General features: G+C 58.1%; 17 protein-coding genes and 1 pseudogene. 11 read left to right on the forward strand and 7 right to left on the reverse strand.

What is annotated here, in order from left to right:
* The first annotated feature begins 98 nt into the window (after positions 1–98).
* The 7 genes from H8F23_RS26155 (at position 99) to hcnC (ending at position 7063) form a co-directional block, all read left to right on the forward strand.
* Positions 99–407 carry a YdcA family protein gene (locus H8F23_RS26155; RefSeq protein WP_194936327.1) on the forward strand — a complete coding sequence of 103 codons (309 nt, stop codon included), beginning with the start codon at positions 99–101 and terminating at the stop codon, positions 405–407.
* A gap of 192 nt (positions 408–599) precedes the next feature.
* Positions 600–1529 carry a hypothetical protein gene (locus H8F23_RS26160; RefSeq protein ID WP_093441079.1) on the forward strand — a complete coding sequence of 310 codons (930 nt, stop codon included), beginning with the start codon at positions 600–602 and terminating at the stop codon, positions 1527–1529.
* Positions 1530–1821: 292 nt separating this feature from the next.
* On the forward strand, positions 1822–3168 hold the full coding sequence (locus H8F23_RS26165) for an NHL repeat-containing protein (RefSeq protein WP_194936305.1): 1347 nt from the start codon (positions 1822–1824) through the stop codon (positions 3166–3168).
* Between the two features lie 139 nt (positions 3169–3307).
* Positions 3308–3847 (forward strand): hypothetical protein, encoded by a 540-nt coding sequence (locus H8F23_RS26170; protein WP_194936306.1) that lies wholly within the window; start codon positions 3308–3310, stop codon positions 3845–3847.
* Between the two features lie 240 nt (positions 3848–4087).
* Positions 4088–4405: a cyanide-forming glycine dehydrogenase subunit HcnA gene (hcnA, locus tag H8F23_RS26175; RefSeq protein ID WP_194936307.1), complete on the forward strand. Its 318-nt coding sequence runs from the start codon at positions 4088–4090 to the stop codon at positions 4403–4405.
* The gene (gene hcnB, locus H8F23_RS26180) at positions 4402–5811 is read left to right on the forward strand and encodes a cyanide-forming glycine dehydrogenase subunit HcnB (RefSeq protein ID WP_093441066.1); all 1410 of its coding nucleotides are present in this window, start codon (positions 4402–4404) and stop codon (positions 5809–5811) included. The genes hcnA and hcnB overlap by 4 nt, the downstream gene beginning before the upstream one ends.
* A complete protein-coding gene (gene hcnC / locus H8F23_RS26185) occupies positions 5804–7063 on the forward strand; it encodes a cyanide-forming glycine dehydrogenase subunit HcnC (RefSeq protein ID WP_194936308.1) in 1260 nt (419 codons plus the stop codon). Before hcnB ends, hcnC begins: the two co-directional genes overlap by 8 nt.
* Positions 7064–7217: 154 nt before the next feature.
* Here the strand turns inward: hcnC and H8F23_RS26190 are convergent, their stop codons facing one another.
* A complete protein-coding gene (locus H8F23_RS26190) occupies positions 7218–9026 on the reverse strand; it encodes a monovalent cation:proton antiporter-2 (CPA2) family protein (protein WP_194936309.1) in 1809 nt (602 codons plus the stop codon).
* Positions 9027–9287: 261 nt separating this feature from the next.
* Between H8F23_RS26190 and H8F23_RS26195 the strand changes: the two genes are divergently transcribed.
* Positions 9288–10202 (forward strand): LysR family transcriptional regulator, encoded by a 915-nt coding sequence (locus H8F23_RS26195; protein WP_194936310.1) that lies wholly within the window; start codon positions 9288–9290, stop codon positions 10200–10202.
* On the opposite strand, the gene H8F23_RS26200 is transcribed toward H8F23_RS26195, so the two are convergent.
* Positions 10192–10962, reverse strand: coding sequence for a substrate-binding domain-containing protein (locus tag H8F23_RS26200; RefSeq protein WP_194936311.1), 771 nt, complete (start codon positions 10960–10962; stop codon positions 10192–10194). The two genes, H8F23_RS26195 and H8F23_RS26200, sit on opposite strands and share 11 nt — an antisense overlap.
* 12 nt (positions 10963–10974) lie before the next feature.
* The gene (gene tcuC / locus H8F23_RS26205) at positions 10975–12267 is read right to left on the reverse strand and encodes an MFS transporter (RefSeq protein WP_194936312.1); all 1293 of its coding nucleotides are present in this window, start codon (positions 12265–12267) and stop codon (positions 10975–10977) included.
* A gap of 430 nt (positions 12268–12697) precedes the next feature.
* Here tcuC and H8F23_RS26215 point away from each other — a divergent pair, with 430 nt between their 5' ends.
* Positions 12698–13003, forward strand: coding sequence for an RcnB family protein (locus H8F23_RS26215; protein WP_122598649.1), 306 nt, complete (start codon positions 12698–12700; stop codon positions 13001–13003).
* A gap of 101 nt (positions 13004–13104) precedes the next feature.
* Positions 13105–13569, forward strand: coding sequence for a hypothetical protein (locus tag H8F23_RS26220; protein ID WP_194936313.1), 465 nt, complete (start codon positions 13105–13107; stop codon positions 13567–13569).
* Positions 13570–13574: 5 nt separating this feature from the next.
* On the opposite strand, the gene H8F23_RS26225 is transcribed toward H8F23_RS26220, so the two are convergent.
* On the reverse strand, positions 13575–14651 hold the full coding sequence (locus H8F23_RS26225) for a sensor domain-containing diguanylate cyclase (RefSeq protein ID WP_194936314.1): 1077 nt from the start codon (positions 14649–14651) through the stop codon (positions 13575–13577).
* A gap of 162 nt (positions 14652–14813) precedes the next feature.
* On the opposite strand from H8F23_RS26225, the gene H8F23_RS26230 reads away from it, so the two are divergent.
* Positions 14814–15152, forward strand: coding sequence for an FKBP-type peptidyl-prolyl cis-trans isomerase (locus tag H8F23_RS26230; RefSeq protein ID WP_194936315.1), 339 nt, complete (start codon positions 14814–14816; stop codon positions 15150–15152).
* A 59-nt stretch (positions 15153–15211) separates the two neighbouring features.
* On the opposite strand, the gene H8F23_RS26235 is transcribed toward H8F23_RS26230, so the two are convergent.
* The 3 genes and pseudogenes from H8F23_RS26235 to H8F23_RS26245 form a co-directional block, all read right to left on the reverse strand.
* Entirely contained in the window at positions 15212–15547 is a 336-nt protein-coding gene (locus H8F23_RS26235) for a hypothetical protein (protein WP_194936316.1), read from the reverse strand.
* Between the two features lie 8 nt (positions 15548–15555).
* The gene (locus tag H8F23_RS26240) at positions 15556–15795 is read right to left on the reverse strand and encodes a pyocin S6 family toxin immunity protein (protein WP_064120898.1); all 240 of its coding nucleotides are present in this window, start codon (positions 15793–15795) and stop codon (positions 15556–15558) included.
* A 14-nt stretch (positions 15796–15809) separates the two neighbouring features.
* Positions 15810–17029: pseudogene (locus tag H8F23_RS26245) on the reverse strand (colicin E3/pyocin S6 family cytotoxin).
* Positions 17030–17055 lie beyond the last annotated feature (26 nt).

The following is a 17055-nucleotide window of genomic DNA, read 5'->3' on the forward strand; positions in this document are numbered from 1 at the left end:
TACGCGCTCTGGGAATTAATTTGCCGGAACATTGATATCATCTGGCCATAGTTCTCTACAGGAGTTGTCCCGTGCGTATTTCCATTCGCCGTGGCTGGATGCCAATCACCGGTCTGTTGCTGGTGCTGTTCAGCGCTTCGGCATGGACGGCCAATACCCCGTGTTCCGGGAAGAAGGGCGGGATTGCCCGCTGCGATGGCGACCTGTTCCTGTGCAATGACGGTTCTATCAGCGGCTCGAAGAAAAGCTGCGCGGCGATGTTTGGCGAGCGCCAGCAGGCCCGTCCGCAAAACTTCCTGCAAAGTGATGATGGCTGCGCCTGCGGCACCGGTTCCTTCTGCACTGGCCCACGCGGCGGGGTGTATTGCCTGACCCCAAGCGGTAACAAGAGCTACAAACGCAAATAGCTGGCATTTGTGCCAATGCATAAAACCCGCTGTTATTCGGCCCTTGTTGCAATTTGCATGGTCTTGGGAAGTTCATTCTTTATAACTAATTGAAACTTAAGGGTTTATTTATTTTTCGCGACTGGCACGGTCACTGCAATTCCTCTGCTGACGAGTTGTAACACCATTTTTCATGCCTGGAGCAGAACAACAATGAATAGATCCTCTGATGGGTTTTATCCTGCCGTTGAAGAGTCGAGCAGCGTTTCGGGCGTGTCCTGGGGCGCGATCTTCGCCGGTGCCGCGGCTGCCGCTGCACTGTCGATGATTTTGGTGTTGCTCGGTTTCGGTTTGGGTTTCTCTGCCGTTTCACCGTGGGCCGGAGAGGGCGTCAGCGCCAAGGGCCTGGGCATTTCCACGATAGTCTGGCTGGCGGCGACGCAAATCATCGCTTCCGGCATGGGTGGCTACATCGCCGGTCGCCTGCGGGTGAAGTGGGCGAACATGCACGGTGACGAAGTGTATTTCCGCGACACCGCGCACGGCTTCCTGGCCTGGTGCGTGGCTACATTGGTCACTGCAGTGCTGGTGGTCGGTTCGGTCAGCAGCGTGATCAGTGGTGGTGTGCAGGCCGGTGCCAGTGTGGCTGGCGGTGCTGCCAGCGCCATGACTCAAGCAGCCGGTTCTGCTGCGGCCAACACCGACAGCAACCAGTACGGCTACTACATCGACAGCCTGTTCCGCGATGACCGTCCGGCCTCTGTCAGCGATGACGCAGCCCATGGCGCTGTGGCACGGATCTTCGCGCAAAGCCTGGCCAACGGTCAGTTGAGTGCTGAAGACCGTACTTACCTCGCACAACTGGTCGCGCAACGGACCAACCTGACTCAGGCCGATGCCGAACGCCGCGTTGACGAGATTTATGCGCGCACTCAGAAAGCCCTCGCCGACGCCAAAGTCAAAGCTCAACAAGCCGCCGACACCGCTGCGAAAGTCGCTGCCTGGACCTCGCTGTGGATGTTCATCTCGCTGTTGGCCGGTGCGTTCTTCGCCAGCCTCGCGGCTACTTACGGCGGTCGTCGTCGTGATGCCGTCGAGTACGTAGAAGTCGACACCTACACCACGACCACTCCAGTCCGTTAAACAAGGAGCATCACCATGCGCTCATTACTGCTGTTTTTCCTCGGCGTGCCAATCCCGATCATCATCCTGATCGCCCTGTTCGTGCACTGATTGCTTGATTGAGGCGTATGCCTCGGCCGCTTCCACCTTCGGGTGGAAGCGGCTTTTTCATTTCTGGCTCAAAGAGTCATCAGTACGGCTCGCAAGGATATAAGAACTAGTATTTCTGACAGGTGTCGTCGCGAAAGGGGAGTGCTGAAATCGGGGCAAGAATGAACATGACGTTTATTCACGTTTGCTTCGAGGGACTGACATGAACACGCGATTGAAACTAGAGAACGCAGGAACGCTCGATCCGGCTTTTGCCGATGTCGGGGTATTAGAGTTTCCATTCAATGGATTGCCTGATATTCGATCAGCAGCAGTCTTGGCATTGCCTGACAAAAAGACCCTTGTTGGATTTTACCCGCTTGAATTATTTGGGCCGGCCACGGTTGCACGGCTCCACGAGGATGGAGCGCTGGATACTACATTTGGCGGCGGAAAGGGATTTGTAGAGATCGCTTTGGAAAACGCGACCATGGCGCATGTGATGAAGCTCTGCCTTCTGAAAGATGGCGCCTGGTTGTTGCAGGGCACCTATCAGCAGGAAGGCTATGTAGTAGGTATTGCGCTCGTACGTTGTCTCGCGGACGGGCAGCAAGATCCGTCTTTCGGTGAGAAAGGTGTTCGTTACCTTTGTTTTGATCAAATGGACAAACCTGAATCATGTACAACCGGCAACGCGAAGTCAGCCTCGCGCCATTGGAAAAGAGCCTTTTCTTCGGGTGCGGCTGCGGGCTCCGGCATGTCCATGGCTCAGCAATCCGACGGCAAACTGGTAGTGATCATCCATCTCTATAACGATGAGTCCGAAAAGTGGCGTGGCATCGTGCTGCGACTGAATGCGGACGGGACCAGTGACAAGACGTTCAACGATCACGGATTCGCCCTGATCGACTTCGACAACAGTTCCATTTATGCCTTGGGTGTCGCCGTTCAGTCAGACCGAAAGGTCCTTGTCTGTGGCCGATACCATGACGATACACCGGGACTGCAAGGCGGCTATCTAGTGCGTTTCGATGAGTTCGGGCGTATCGATAGCACCTTCAACGGCGGTGAGGTTTTCAAGCTGAAGACTCGCTATGAGGAATTCAACGCTGTATCGGTCAGAGACAGCGATGGCCTTATCGTCGTCGCTGGCGCTGCCGCCCCCGAGGGCAAACTGCAAGGTGCACTGGTCGTTTTGAACGCTAATGGCAGCTACAACCAGGTCTTTAACAAAGGGAAGCCTTTGTACTCGCCATTGCTGAAGTCGGGTATTCATTGGAAAAGTTGCGTGGTCCAGACCGATGGGTCGGTTGTCGTCGGTGGGCATGGCAGCGGCGCATTCATCAACGGTAGCGATTTGTGCGTGGTTGGCCGTTTTCTGGTTGATGGGTCTCTGGACAAGACGTTCAATAATGAAGGCTTTGCCGTTTTCGGGATTGAAGGAAGGCAGTGTTATTACAGGAACATGAGCTTGATGGAAGATGGACGAATTATTGCGTGCGGTGAACAGTGGCTCGATTACGGTTCGGGACAGTTGATCGGCGGGTGGGTCATCCGCTTTCTGGTTTGACACAGTGGAACGCTGATTTTCTGCCTCGGCCGCTTCCACCTTCGGGTGGAAGCGGCTTTTTGCTTTCTGGCTCTCAACAAGGGGAAAATCCGCGTCGACAACGGGGCGGCCGTTGCGCGCACCTTTAAGGATGAATACGTTGAACAAGCAAGCAATCAAGCGAAAAGTCGTCGAAATGCTCGATAACGGGCATTCCAGAACCGCAACCTTCAAGGCGCTTTCGGGTGGCAAGGTCAAGGATCGAGTGCTGGCGGGCTGGATCGGGGCGCATCCGGATCCCGCCCTGAGAAAACGACACGCCGTTAAAGTCAACTTACTGGTCGCACTGATGGGTATCTGGGGACTCCTCGGGGCGATAGCCGGGCTGCTTCAAATCAATGACGGCGGCATTGCTATGGCATTGACCATGGTCTTGATTATTGGCGTGATTCCACTCTTGTTTGCGTGGGGCTTTTACAAGGGCATCGCGGTGGTTTACACAATCTATGTCACCTTCACGATCAGCCAGATTCCTCGTGAATTTTACGGCTTCAGTGAAGAGCCGGTGTCGACTCTGCTCGGCGTGGCGTTCATTCTGGCCATGGTGTTCTACGCCGCTTGGGTCAAATGGCTGTTGTTTCCGGACCTCGCATTGGTCGGTACAAGGAGGATCAAAGGGCAGTACGTCTTCTCCAACTGATCGTTCGACAATCCAGCCGCTTTCACTGGCCTGGATCAATATTTCGCCGGGCGATATCGCCTAACGTAAATGATCCAGGCCTTTGCTGAGGCATGAACTACAGTGCTTCACGCGCACCTTGTTGCGCTGACGAAGTAGCTGCGTCGACGCCCCTCACAGCCACAATAAACGCGTCGACCCGGTGTAGTGCAGCAAGGAGCTGACACCACCTCAACCGAACTCTCACGGATGAACATAGCAATGCACTGCCAAGAAAGAACATTCGATATTCAGCCGTTGGCGCAGGCGGATATGACCGTCCACATCAACGGTCAAGCGGTCACCGCCGCCATCGGCGAAACCGTCCTCAGCGTTATCCAGTCCCTCGGCGTTCGCCAGATTGCCCGCAACGATCACGACCAGATCACCGGCGCCTATTGCGGCATGGGCGTGTGCCAGTGCTGCCTGGTGAAAATCAATGGCCGGCACAAACGCCGTGCCTGTCAGACCGTGGTGCGTGACGGCATGCAGATCGAAACCCAGGTCAACCGCATCACCACGCAAGAGGTGATCGTATGAGCCAGCAACCGGTCATCGTCGGCGGCGGCCCGGCGGGGATGGCGGCGGCCATCGAACTGGCGCGCCACGGCGTGCGCTGCACCTTGCTCGAAGAAGCTTCACGCCTTGGCGGTGTGGTCTATCGCGGGCCGTTGCGTGATGGCGTGCAACTGGATTATCTCGGCCCGCGCTACTCCGAAGCACTGGGCAAACTGCACGGTGATTTTCAGGAACAGGCCGGGCTGATCGACGTGCGCCTCAACCATCGCGTGGTCGGCGCTGAAGGCACCCGCGCGCTGGTGGTGCTGGATGGCGACGAGCAACTGCACGAGATCGAGTATCCGCAATTGCTCCTGGCTGCCGGTTGTCATGAACGCAGCGTGCCGTTTCCCGGCTGGACCTTGCCGGGGGTGATCATGCTCGGCGGTTTGCAACTGCAAATCAAAAGCGGCGTGGTCAAGCCGCAAGGGCCGGTGATCATCGCCGGCACCGGGCCGTTGCTGCCGCTGGTGGCGACGCAGTTGCATGCGTCGGGCGTCAGCGTCGCGGGCGTGTATGAGGCTTGCGCGTTCGGCAAGATTGCCCGCGAAAGTCTGGCGCTGCTGAACAAGCCGCAATTGTTTCTCGATGGTTTGAGCATGCTCGCCTACCTGAAACTGCACGGCATCCCGATGAACTACGGCTGGGGCGTGGTCGAGGCGCATGGCGAGGGCGAGCTGAAAAGCGTCAGCGTCGCGCCGTACTCGGCCACGTGGGAACCGGACATGAGTCGCGTCGAGCGTTTCGAAGCCAAGACCCTCGCGGTCGGTTATGGCTTTATTCCGCGCACCCAACTGAGTCAGCAGATGGGCCTGGATCATGGCTTCAGCGATGACGGTTATCTGCGCGCCAACGCGAATGTCTGGCAGCAAAGCAACGAACCCCACGTGCACCTGGCCGGTGACATGGGCGGGATTCGCGGCGGTGAAGCGGCGATGCTCGCCGGCAAGATCGCGGCGACCTCGATTCTGCTGCAACGTGGCGTGCTCGAAGAGGAACTGGCGCGTGTGCGTCGCGACCGCTACTTGAGCAAACTCAAAGCCATCGTGCGTTTCCGCGCGGCGGTGGATCGCTACACCGAACGCGGCGTCGGCCAGACCGCATTGCCTGCCGCTGACACGGTGATCTGCCGTTGCGAACACGCCACCCGCGCCGACATCGACCTGGCGCTGGAGCAAGGCGTGCAAGACATCGCCAGCCTGAAAATGCGCACCCGCGTAAGCATGGGCGATTGCCAGGGGCGCATGTGCGTCGGCTACTGCAGTGATCGCTTGCGTCAGGCTACCGGGCGCAAGGACGTCGGTTGGCTGCGCCCGCGTTTCCCTATTGATCCGATTCCTTTTTCTGCGTTCCAGTCCGTTGGCACGGAGGCCGCTGCCCATGAGTAAGTTCTACGACGTGATCATTGCCGGCGGCGGCGTGATCGGGGCGTCCTGCGCCTATCAATTGTCCAAGCGCAAAAACCTCAAGGTCGCGCTGATCGATGCCAAGCGCCCGGGCAACGCCACCCGTGCGTCGGCCGGTGGTTTGTGGGCGATCGGTGAGTCGGTCGGCCTCGGTTGCGGGGTGATTTTCTTCCGCATGATGTCGGCCAACCGTAAACGCGAAACCCAAGGCGCGGCGGTCGCCGTGGACGCGAGCACGCCGCACATTCTGCCGGAGTCATTTTTCGATTTTGCCTTGCAGTCCAACGCCCTGTACCCGGCGCTGCACCGTGAGCTGAAAGACAACCACGGCATGGATTTCAAGTTCGAAAAGACCGGGTTGAAGTTCGTCATTTACGACGACGAAGACCGGCTCTACGCCGAGCACATCGTCGGCTGCATTCCGCATCTGGCCGATCAGGTGCGCTGGCTCGATCAGGCGGCGCTGCGCGAGGCTGAACCGAGCGTTAGCCATGAAGCACGCGGGGCGCTGGAGTTTCTCTGCGACCACCAGGTCAGCCCGTTCCGCCTCGCTGACGCCTACATGGAAGGCGCGCGGCAGAACGGCGTCGACATCTTCGTCAACACCAACGTCACCGGTGTGTTGCATCACGGCAGTCGCGTCACCGGTGTGCAGACGGCCGAGGAGGGCGTGTTCCACTGCAAGACGCTGATCAACGCGAGCGGTGCCTGGGCAGCGGATTTGAGTGAGTGGGCGACGGGCATTCGCATCCCGGTGAAACCGGTGAAAGGCCAGATTCTGCTCACCGAGCGCATGCCGAAGATTCTCAACGGCTGCCTGACCACCAGCGACTGCTACGTGGCGCAGAAGGACAACGGTGAGATCCTGATCGGCAGCACCACCGAAGACAAAGGCTTCGACGTCACCACCACCTACCCGGAAATCGCCGGGTTGGTGCAGGGCGCGGTGCGCTGTCTGCCGGAGCTGAAAGACGTCAACCTCAAACGCACGTGGGCGGGATTGCGTCCGGGTTCGCCGGATGAGTTGCCGATCCTCGGACCGATGCGTGGGGTGGAAGGGTATTTGAATGCCTGCGGACACTTCCGCACCGGGATTCTGACCTCGGCGATTACCGGCGTGCTGCTGGACAAACTGGTCAACGATGAGCCACTGCCGCTGGATATCACACCGTTTCTGGCGGACCGGTTTGCAGTGGCACCGGTCAAGCAAGCGTCCGAACTCGAGCTGGCCTGACACGACCCCTGTAGGCCGTCGCCTGCAAGGGTATTTTTGAGCTGACAAAATCAATGTAGGAGCTGCCGAAGGCTGCGATCTTTTGATCTTGTTTTTTAAGAGCAAAATCAAAAGATCGCAGCCTTCGGCAGCTCCTACAGGGGATTCGTATGCATCAGGTTTGGCGGGATTCTTCTTCCAGTTGGTCGGACTCGAACAACCGCGCCAGTTCCGCCCGGGCTTCCTGGGCGGTTTGCAGCACTTTGGCCGCGTCGTCGTAGACCGCGTGTTGCGCCTCCAGCACCTGTTCATCGTGATGCTTGAAGCGCTTGATCCGCGCATCGGCCTGGGCCTGGGTCAAACCAAGTCCCACCAAAGTGCGCCGACTCATCTCCAGACTTGAGTAATACGTCTCACGAATCGCTTCCGCGCCAACATCGACCAAACGGTGCACGTGCTGACGGTTACGCGCCCGGGCGATGATTTTCATGTGCGGATACAGCTTGCGCACCACTTCGGCGGTCTTGATGTTGGTGTCTGGATCATCCGTGGCAATCACGAAATATTCCGCCTCGCCGACCTTGGCCGCATTGAGGATTTCCGGGCGCATCGGGTCGCCGTAGAACACCGGCACACCGCCAAAACTGCGCGACAGTTCAATGGTTTCCACCGACGTATCCAGCGCAACGAACTTGATGTTCTGCGCACGTAGAATCCGCGCGACGATCTGGCCCATCCGGCCCATGCCAGCGATCACTACACGCGGGGTGTCAGTGTCGATCTCACGGTATTTTTCCGGCACTTCCACCGGCTGCACTTTCGGGCTGACCAGCCGCGCGCAGAGCAACAGCAACAACGGCGTCACCGCCATCGACAGGGTGATGGTCAGCACCAGCAGGTCATACAGGCGCGGTTCGAACAGGCCCTGATCACGACCGATCTTGAACACCACAAAGGCGAATTCACCACCCGCCGCCAAGACGATACCGAGGCGAATCGCACTGACCTTGTTCAAGCCCCCGGCCAGGCGTCCGACGACGAACAGCAGCGGTAATTTCAGACCGATCAACAGCAGCGTCAGCCCCAGCACGGTGATCGGCGCACTCAGCAGCAAACTGAGGTTGGCGCCCATGCCGACACTGATGAAAAACAGCCCGAGCAGCAGCCCTTTGAACGGCTCGATCTGCGCTTCCAGCTCATGGCGATATTCCGAATCCGCCAACAGCAAACCGGCAAGAAACGCGCCCAGCGCCATCGACACACCGACCAGATCCATCAACCACGCCGTGCCGATCACCACCAGCAACGCCGTGGCCGTCGACACTTCCGGCAAACCGGTTTTCGCCACTACGCGGAACACCGGACGCAACAGATAACGCCCACCAACTACGACCACGGCGATACCGCCGAGCACCTGCAGCGCATGGTTCAGACTTTCGCTGCTGCTGGTGTCGTGAGCGCCTCCAGCAAGCATCGGCACCAGTGCGATCAACGGGATCGCGGCGATGTCCTGAAACAGCAGAATCGCGAACGCCAGTCGCCCATGGGGGCTGGTCAGTTCTTTGCGCTCGGCCAGACTTTGCAGACCGAACGCCGTCGAGGACAACGCCAGACCGAGGCCAAGCACAATCGCACTGTTCAGTGGTTGACCAAACACCGACAGCGCCAGCACGCCGATCACTGAAGCGGTCAGCAGCACCTGCGCCAGACCGACGCCGAACACCGATTTGCGCATCACCCACAAGCGTCGAGGCGACAGCTCAAGGCCGATGATGAACAGCAGCAACACCACGCCCAGTTCGGAAATATGCGCGACGCTTTGCGGGTTGCCGATCAGGCCCAGCACCGAAGGACCGATGATCACCCCGGCAAACAGATAACCGAGCACGGCGCCCAGTTGCAGGCGTTTGGCCAAAGGCACGGTGAGCACGGCCGCGAACAGAAAGACGACGGCGGCTTGCAACAGATTGCCTTCATGGGGCATGGGGGTTACTCCTGACAACGGTACGGCGGGGGCGACAAGGATAAGGGCTACAGCGACTTTTCATCCACCGAAGATCCCCTGTAGGAGCTGTCGAGTGCAACGAGGCTGCGATCTTTTGATCTCGCTTTTGCCTTCGAAGAATCAAGATCAAAAGATCGCAGCCTGCGGCAGCTCCTACAGGAGATCTTCATGTGGCCTGTAATAACTTGCATCAATTGGTTACATTCATAACCTCTGCGTATCAATCTCCCGAGTCCTGCCATGGCCATCAACTTCGACCTCAACGATCTGCAAGCCTTTCGCGCCGTGGTCGAGCAGGGCAGTTTTCGCAAGGCCGCCGACACCGTACGCCTGTCGCAACCGGCGTTGAGCCGGCGCATCGAAAAGCTTGAAGACGCCCTCGGCGTCAAACTCTTCGAACGCACCACACGCAAGGTCAGCCTGACCCAGGCTGGACGGGGCTTCATGCCCAGCGTCGAGCGTTTGCTCGATGATCTCGACGTCGCGCTATTGGGCATCAGCGAAGTCGCTTCGACCCGTTTGGGGCATGTCACCGTCGCCTGCGTGCCTTCGGCGGCGTACTACTTCATGCCCCGCGTGGTTGCGCGCTATCACCAGCAATTCCCACGGATCAAAGTCAAAGTGCTCGACTCCAGCGCTCACGATGTCTTGAGTGCGGTGGTCAATGGCGAGGCGGATTTCGGCTTGAGTTTTCTCGGCACGCAGGATGCCAAAGTCGAGTTCGAACCGCTTGTGCAGGAGTGCTACGTCGTCGCTTGTCGCCGCGATCATCCGTTGGCCGGACGCAGCAGCGTGAGCTGGGACGAGTTCTATCAGCAGGATTACATCTCGCTCGACAAGACCTCCGGCAACCGCTTTCTGCTCGATCAGGCGTTGAGCAGCGTGGTGCCGCAGCGTGCGAGCATCTGCGAAACCCGGCATGTGACGACGATGATTGGTCTGGTGGAGGCGGGGTTGGGCGTGGCGGCGGTGCCGCTGATGGCGATGCCGGGGCCGGATCATCCGATCCTGACGCGGGTGCCGCTGACCGATCCGCAAGTGATGCGCAGTGTCGGCATCATCAAGCGCCGGGGTCGCACGCTGACCCCGGCGGCATTGGAACTGGAGCGGCTGGTGGTGGAAATGAAAGTCCAGCCGCCTACGATCAGCGCTTGACTGAGTCCAGCCCGGTGGCCTGCACATCAGCTTGCGCGGCCGGCGCGGCGAGGTAAGCGAGCAAGGCTTTGGCTTCTTGCGGATGCTGTGCGCCGACCGGAATCCCAGCGGCAAAACGCGTCACTGACTGTACCGATTCCGGAATCTTCGCGACGAAACTCACGCCTGGCACCGGCAGCAATTCGCTGACCTGCTGGAAGCCCAATTGATAGTCGCCAGTGGCAACCACCGAGCCGACCGGGATTTTCGCAATCATCTTGGACTTCGGTTTCAGCTGATCTTCGATGCCCAGTTTCTTGAACAACTGCTGCTCGATGTAGACGCCGCTGGCGCTGTCGGAGTAGGCCACTGACTGCGCGTCGAGCAGGGTTTTCTTCAGGCCGTCGACACTGCTGATGTCCGGTTTCGGCGCGCCTTCGCGCACCACCAGGCCGATCCGCGAATCGGCCAGCTCCACGCGCGAGGCTGGGTCGACCTTGCCTTGCTTGATCAAGTCGTCGAGGGCGTAGCCGACCATGATCACCACGTCGGCGTGTTCACCTCGGGCGAGGCGATTGGGGATCGCTTCGGGGGCTTTGCCCATTGATGGGCCGAGGCTGGTGGTCAGGGTGTTGCCGCTGGCGGCAGCGAATTTCGGCCCGAGAATCTTGTAGGCGGCAGTGAAGCCGCCGGAGGTCATCACGCTCAATTCTTCGGCCTGGGCCGCGAGGTTGAACGCGAGGCCGGCGAGCAGGGCGGTGACAGTAAACAGTTTTTTCATGGCGAGTTTTCCTCAGGCCGCGACAGGTTGCAGACGACCACCGGCACGGCGGTACAGATAAAGAGTGGCGCACAAGGCACACAGCGCACCGATGCTCATCCAGTAACCTGGCGCGGCTTTGTCGCCGGTGTACTGAATCAGGAAGGTCGACATCGCCGGGGTGAAACCGCCGAAAATTGCCGTGGCCAGGCTGTAGGCGAGGGAGAAACCGGCAACCCGCACTTCCACCGGCATGATCTCGGTGAGCGCCGGAATCATTGCGCCGTTGTACAAGCCGTAGATAAACGACAGCCACAACAGCGACAGCAACATGTGGCTGAAGCTCGGCGCTTGCACCAGGTACGACAGCGCCGGATACGTCGTGGCCAAGGCCAGCAGCGACATGGCGATCAGCACCGGACGCCGGCCGATTCGGTCGGACAACAGGCCGCCAATCGGCAGCCAGAAGAAGTTCGACACACCGACCAGCAGTGTCACCAGCAGTGCATCGGAGGTGCTCAGGTGCAGCACGGTTTTGCCGAAGGTCGGCGCGTACACGGTGATCAGGTAAAACGCGGTGGTGGTCAGCGCGACCATCAACATGCCACCGAGTACCACGCCCCAGTTCTGGCCGAGGGTGCGGAACACTTCGCCCATGCTCGGGCGGTGTTTGCGTGCGGCGAACTCTTCGGTTTCCGCCAGGTTTCGGCGCAGGAAAAAGATGAACGGCACGATCATGCAGCCGACGAAAAACGGAATCCGCCAGCCCCAATCGGCAATCACATCCGGCGCCATCCACGCGTTCAGCGCATAGCCCAAAGCCGCGGCGACAATGATTGCCACTTGCTGACTGGCCGACTGCCAGGCAGTGAAGAAACCTTTGCGACCCGGCGTGGCGATCTCGGCGAGATACACCGACACACCGCCCAGTTCCGCCCCGGCCGAGAAGCCCTGCAGCAAACGCCCGATCAACACCAGTGCGGGGGCAAACAGGCCGATGCTTTCGTAACCGGGCACCAGCACAATCAATATCGTGCCGCTGGCCATGATCGACAGCGTGACGATCAAACCTTTACGCCGACCGACATCATCGATGTACGCACCGAGCACGATGGCGCCCAGTGGACGCATCAAAAAGCCTGCGCCGAACACCGCAAAGGTCATCATCAGAGAGGCGAACTCACTGCTCGCCGGGAAGAACACCGCCGCGATCTGCGTGGCGTAGAAACCGAACAGAAAGAAATCGAACTGTTCGAGGAAGTTGCCCGAGGTCACCCGGAAAATGGCGCCGGCCCGCGAGCCGCTGTGTGGGATTGAGGCTGTCATAGAAAAGTACTCCACCGCTTTTATGACGTGCGCGACGGGAGGGCGGCGCACGGTTTTTATTGAGGCGGATGGTGGCGCAGATGTAACAATCTGTTAATTGCATTGTTGGCATGGATTGATGTGCAAAGTGGATCAATCCAAACAGGACATCACCTGAATCCTGTGGGAGCGAGCTTGCTCGCGAAAGCGGTGGCCCAGGCAATGAAGATGTCGAATGTGCCAACCCCTTCGCGAGCAGGCTCGCTCCCACAGGTTTTCGTGGCAACTGAAAATTCTGCTTACACCACGGAATTTGTAGGCCTGCGCCTGCTCGCGATAGCGACCCAACTGACAACTACAATCCCCCAGCCTGCCCACGCAAAAAAACAAGGAATGATTCCCGAACCCGGCAGTCCGAGTTCAGGTAGCACACACCACAGGAGGTTCACCGATGAACAGCAAAACCCTAATCGCCAGCCTGGCTCTCGTCGCCGGCATTGCCGGGATCAGCCCACTTGTTCAAGCGGCGCAAACCTCAAATGAACAGGCCGTGCAATCCCCGGTCAGCGACCGCGAACTGAAGGTCAACGACCGCGCCCCGGATATTTATCAGCGCAGCGAAAAAGCCATCGACTGGAAAGCCAAGGGCCTGAAAAAACCTGTTGATCAGGCGCAGTGGGTACAGATCAATGACCAGTACGTCATGGTGATGATCACCAACGGGACGATTGTCGAGATGAAACCGGTCCCGCGTTAAACCTCCGGCAACAATCAGCCATGGACGGTTGATTGCAATCGAGCGCCGTTCGGGTAAAACCCGTGGGGCGTTTCGAGTGAAGGGAAGTCAGGAGCAACACGTTGGAAAAGAAACCGCTGTATCGCAAAGAAAACACCACCGCCCACAATGTCTGGCGCAACAACTCAGGCGGGCACTACCGCGATCAACGAAACACCAAAGCGCAAAGCCGCAACGAGGCCACGCGCGGCTCGATGCACGGCATCAAACACCACGGCTACGACTACACGCCGTTGTTTCGTTTTCTGTTATCCCGCGTCGGCGGTCATTGGGATGAGATTTTCAGCGAAGCGGTATCTCGCCTTGATCGGCCAGAGCCGGTTTTCTGGATGGTTGCCATCCACGAAGAGGATCGAGAGGATATTGTGCGACTGGGCGAGTCGGCCTACTTCAACGGCCTGTTCGTCGATGAGCAAAAGCGACTGCAAATCGTCAACCCGCAGTTGACTGGCGAAGACATGAAGCCTCATTGCCGGTGTTGCACGCATACCTTCAATGGTGTTCCGTTTGGCCTGCCTGCAGACTGATCGAGCTACTCGAACCAAACCTGATTCATCACCTGCCCACCCCCCAACCGATACTGATTATTGCCACTGCGCTTGGCCTCATACATCGCCAGATCGGCAATGTGCAGCAGGCGATCCATAGCCCTCGCATGATCCGGAAACACCGCCACGCCAAGGCTGGTGCCGATGTGGCGCTGGTCGTTGCCGATGCTGATCGGTGGCGAGAGTTCGATGAAGATTTTCTGGCAGATACTGCGGGCTTCGTCCGGCAAACTCAGGTTCGGCGCCAGGCCTTGCAGGATCACCACAAACTCATCGCCGCCAATGCGCGCGACGGTGTCGGTGGCGCGCAGGATGCGTTTCAGCCGTGTGGCCATGGTGATCAGCACCCGGTCGCCGGCGGCATGGCCGTAGCGGTCGTTGATGGTTTTGAAGCCGTTGAGGTCGACGAATACCAGTGCGACACGAGTCTCGGTCTGGCGCGCGTGATCCAGCGCTTCCGACAAGCGTTGTTCCAGCACCAGGCGATTGGGCAGGCCGGTCAGCGGATCGAAGTGAGCGAGGTGTTGCAGGTAGCTGGCCGAGGCTTTTTCTTCGGTGATGTCGCGCACCACGCCCATCATTTTCACCACCGCGTCGTGGTCGTTGCGCACCACGTTGCCGGTTTCCCGCAGCCAGCGAATCGTGCCGTCGGGCCACACCACGCGGTATTCCTCATCATGGTTTTCGCCGGTTTCAAGACAGCGCAACTCACCTTCGCGCACCTTGGTGCGGTCGTCTGGGTGGACGCAGGAGCAGAACAGCGCATAGGACGGCGTGATCTCGCCGATCTTGAACCCGAACATGCCGTAAATCGCATCCGACCAGTACAGCCGATCCGTGTCGACTTCCCAGTCCCAAGTGCCGATGCGCGCAAAGTACTGGCTGCGTTTGAAGCGCTCGACGTCGCCGTCCTGCTGAATGTGTTGGCCATCGGCGGCCCGTCTCAGCAGATCCCGATACTGCGCGAGCTGTCGGCGCAAATCGCGTTCGCGCCACAGCAGCAGAGCGATGATGGCGAGCAAGATCGCGCCCACGGCGAGGCTGATCCAGAACAGAGTCATTCGGGTGCTGCCAGCATGGCGAATCGATCCGTAGAGTAGTGGCGGTTGGCTATGTTAATGCTTCAATACTCGGTTCGGATACATGTTGATCTGCGCTGGCAGGTTGCCAATCCCCGGCATTTCTGGGAAAACGGCGGCCGGCTGAACAATAGAGTGAATGTTATGAATGATGAACTGCAGGTAATCGATCTTCAGGTCGGCGAAGGCAAAGCCGCCGTCAAAGGCGCGCTGATCACCACCCAATTCACCGGATGGCTGGAAGACGGCAGCGAGTTTGATTCTTCCTACAGCCGTGGCAAGCCTTTTCAGTGCGTGATTGGCACCGGACGAGTGATCAAGGGTTGGGATCAGGGTCTGATGGGCATGCAGGTGGGGGGCAAACGTAAATTGCTGGTGCCGGCGCATCTGGGGTATGGCGAGCGGACGATGGGCAAGATTCCGCCGGGTTCGAATCTGGTGTTTGAGATTGAGTTGTTGGAAGTGTTGACGCGGGAGGATTGAGGTAGGGGACGTCGATTTGGATGAAGTCCGTTACTTCATCCAAATGCCGTCAGGGTGGATCAGGTGAATACGTCTATATCGTCAAGCGTGTCTTCGATGATTCCTTGCAGTGAAGGGTGCGTTTGCTTGGCTGATTCGAGTGCCGCAAAAACTGTTTCAGTATCCAGCTCGCCATGTCGGCGAGCGATGTGCCCGAGTGCAGTAGCCGCAGCGGCCACAATTGCTTCGGCTTTGCTGGTGAGGTGTTTCAGGCAGATGTCCTGAGCCCGGTTTCTATCGGTTTCATTCAGGCCAATGGATACGAGTGCGGCGCTTATGTCTGCATCCGTGCCGCTGGCAAGTAGGAGGATGGCCTCATCGTGGGGTATCCGTGGATTTTGATAGATGAGACCCATTGGCGAAATTAACCCCTGATGCCGATAAAAAGATCGAGTTCCGATGGCAGTTTTTCGTTAATCACCATGCCGATTTTTTGAGCTTGATCCGAGGTCAGCAGCCATTCGCCGTCGGGACTTTCATCAAGGCTTTTCCAACCCATTGCAGCCAAGACTGCAGGTTCAAATTTCGGTCCAACTGTAAGTTCGTATTTTAAGGCGTCGTCTTCGTCGTCACCTTTTAAGAAACCGCTAATCCATAAAAACATCTGTAGCCTCCTGTTTACTTCGGGGTTGATCTTTCGGGGTCTGCGGGATCGATTTGTTCCCCAGTCTCGTGGTTAAACTCGCCGAGATGCTTGCCTTGCTTGTTATAAAGCTCGATCGCACCGGTTTTACTGTCCCATTCATAGATCCGGCCTTTTCTATCTTTCCATCGGCTGCGTCTACCGCCTCCGCCTTGAACACTGCTTTTGGATTTGACAGGAAAGGCATCCGGGAATGCGGGAAGTGTTGAGGGAGGTCTGTGGTACTTGATATCGCCGCCGAGAGCGGGCCTTGAAATAACAACATACAGGGGTGACACCCCGGAGTCAGCCGGAAAAACCAAGATGAAGTCGTGGTACTCAGGCGGGTAAATCGGATTAACGATGATCTTGTCTGCTTGCTCAGTCGGCGGGTAAATCCAGATCTGGGGTATTTGCGGTGCGCCTTCCAGCGGTGGAATTTCCGATGTACCGCTGGTGTCTACGGCGGGAGTCCAAATGAGTGTTGCCCCATTACCGAAATCTGCGACCTGCTGGGTGCCTTGCTTCACGAACCGTACGACAGGAATCATCTCCCAATCGCTGCGCGTCTGGGTGTTGTACCCATATCCTTTCAAGGTGCCGTCGGCTTGTTGTTCTAAACGCAATCGGACACGAGTGCGACCTTTCTCAAGCGATTTAAGTTGTTCTTCTGTGTATAGCGAGCTGTCGCCCAAACTCGAAGGCCAAAGCAGAGCAACCATGCCGAGCAATGCACCAGCGACAACACCTCCCGTCACTGCACTTGCACCACTCACCGCACTTGCGCCTGGGCTTGCAGTGGTAGTCGTAGTTAATAGAAGCGTTCCTGCCGCAGCGGGAAAATTACGGCCTCCTACTTTTTTAGCGGGATGTTCCCAGCAGTGTCTCGCTCGCGGCCGCCCAACAAAGACAACTCTCCAAAATCAGCCAACTTCTCGACCGGAATAAATCCGGTACTACTGACATGGTTGATTACACCATCCGGAAGTTGGCAGCTTTTAGCGAACACGCAACCTTTTGCATCGGGCATAGGCTGTTGTGGCTGTTTGATTAGGCTGTTTTCGTAGGCTTGCTGTCTGGCAAGCATGTCGTCATAGGCGGTTTGTCTAGCTTCCCGCTCTGCCAACTCGCTGTCGGTCATGTAGCGGCTAGTGATGTGGTGTCCGTCACCGGCCGGTGGATTTTGAACCCGAGGTCTGTCTGTCTTTCGCGCCATGAGCGTCCTTGTTCTATCGTCAGAAA

The sequence above is a fragment of the Pseudomonas neuropathica genome, assembly GCF_015461835.1.
Lineage (GTDB): Bacteria > Pseudomonadota > Gammaproteobacteria > Pseudomonadales > Pseudomonadaceae > Aquipseudomonas > Aquipseudomonas neuropathica.

Coding starts and splice junctions, on each gene's coding strand:
- H8F23_RS26155 (WP_194936327.1), top strand. CDS start 99: ATGCCAATCACCGGTCTGTTGCTGGTGCTGTTCAGCGCTTCGGCATGG.
- H8F23_RS26160 (WP_093441079.1), top strand. CDS start 600: ATGAATAGATCCTCTGATGGGTTTTATCCTGCCGTTGAAGAGTCGAGC.
- H8F23_RS26165 (WP_194936305.1), top strand. CDS start 1,822: ATGAACACGCGATTGAAACTAGAGAACGCAGGAACGCTCGATCCGGCT.
- hcnA (WP_194936307.1), top strand. CDS start 4,088: ATGCACTGCCAAGAAAGAACATTCGATATTCAGCCGTTGGCGCAGGCG.
- hcnB (WP_093441066.1), top strand. CDS start 4,402: ATGAGCCAGCAACCGGTCATCGTCGGCGGCGGCCCGGCGGGGATGGCG.
- hcnC (WP_194936308.1), top strand. CDS start 5,804: ATGAGTAAGTTCTACGACGTGATCATTGCCGGCGGCGGCGTGATCGGG.
- H8F23_RS26190 (WP_194936309.1), bottom strand. CDS start 9,026: ATGCCCCATGAAGGCAATCTGTTGCAAGCCGCCGTCGTCTTTCTGTTC.
- H8F23_RS26195 (WP_194936310.1), top strand. CDS start 9,288: ATGGCCATCAACTTCGACCTCAACGATCTGCAAGCCTTTCGCGCCGTG.
- H8F23_RS26200 (WP_194936311.1), bottom strand. CDS start 10,962: ATGAAAAAACTGTTTACTGTCACCGCCCTGCTCGCCGGCCTCGCGTTC.
- tcuC (WP_194936312.1), bottom strand. CDS start 12,267: ATGACAGCCTCAATCCCACACAGCGGCTCGCGGGCCGGCGCCATTTTC.
- H8F23_RS26215 (WP_122598649.1), top strand. CDS start 12,698: ATGAACAGCAAAACCCTAATCGCCAGCCTGGCTCTCGTCGCCGGCATT.
- H8F23_RS26225 (WP_194936314.1), bottom strand. CDS start 14,651: ATGACTCTGTTCTGGATCAGCCTCGCCGTGGGCGCGATCTTGCTCGCC.
- H8F23_RS26230 (WP_194936315.1), top strand. CDS start 14,814: ATGAATGATGAACTGCAGGTAATCGATCTTCAGGTCGGCGAAGGCAAA.
- H8F23_RS26235 (WP_194936316.1), bottom strand. CDS start 15,547: ATGGGTCTCATCTATCAAAATCCACGGATACCCCACGATGAGGCCATC.
- H8F23_RS26240 (WP_064120898.1), bottom strand. CDS start 15,795: ATGTTTTTATGGATTAGCGGTTTCTTAAAAGGTGACGACGAAGACGAC.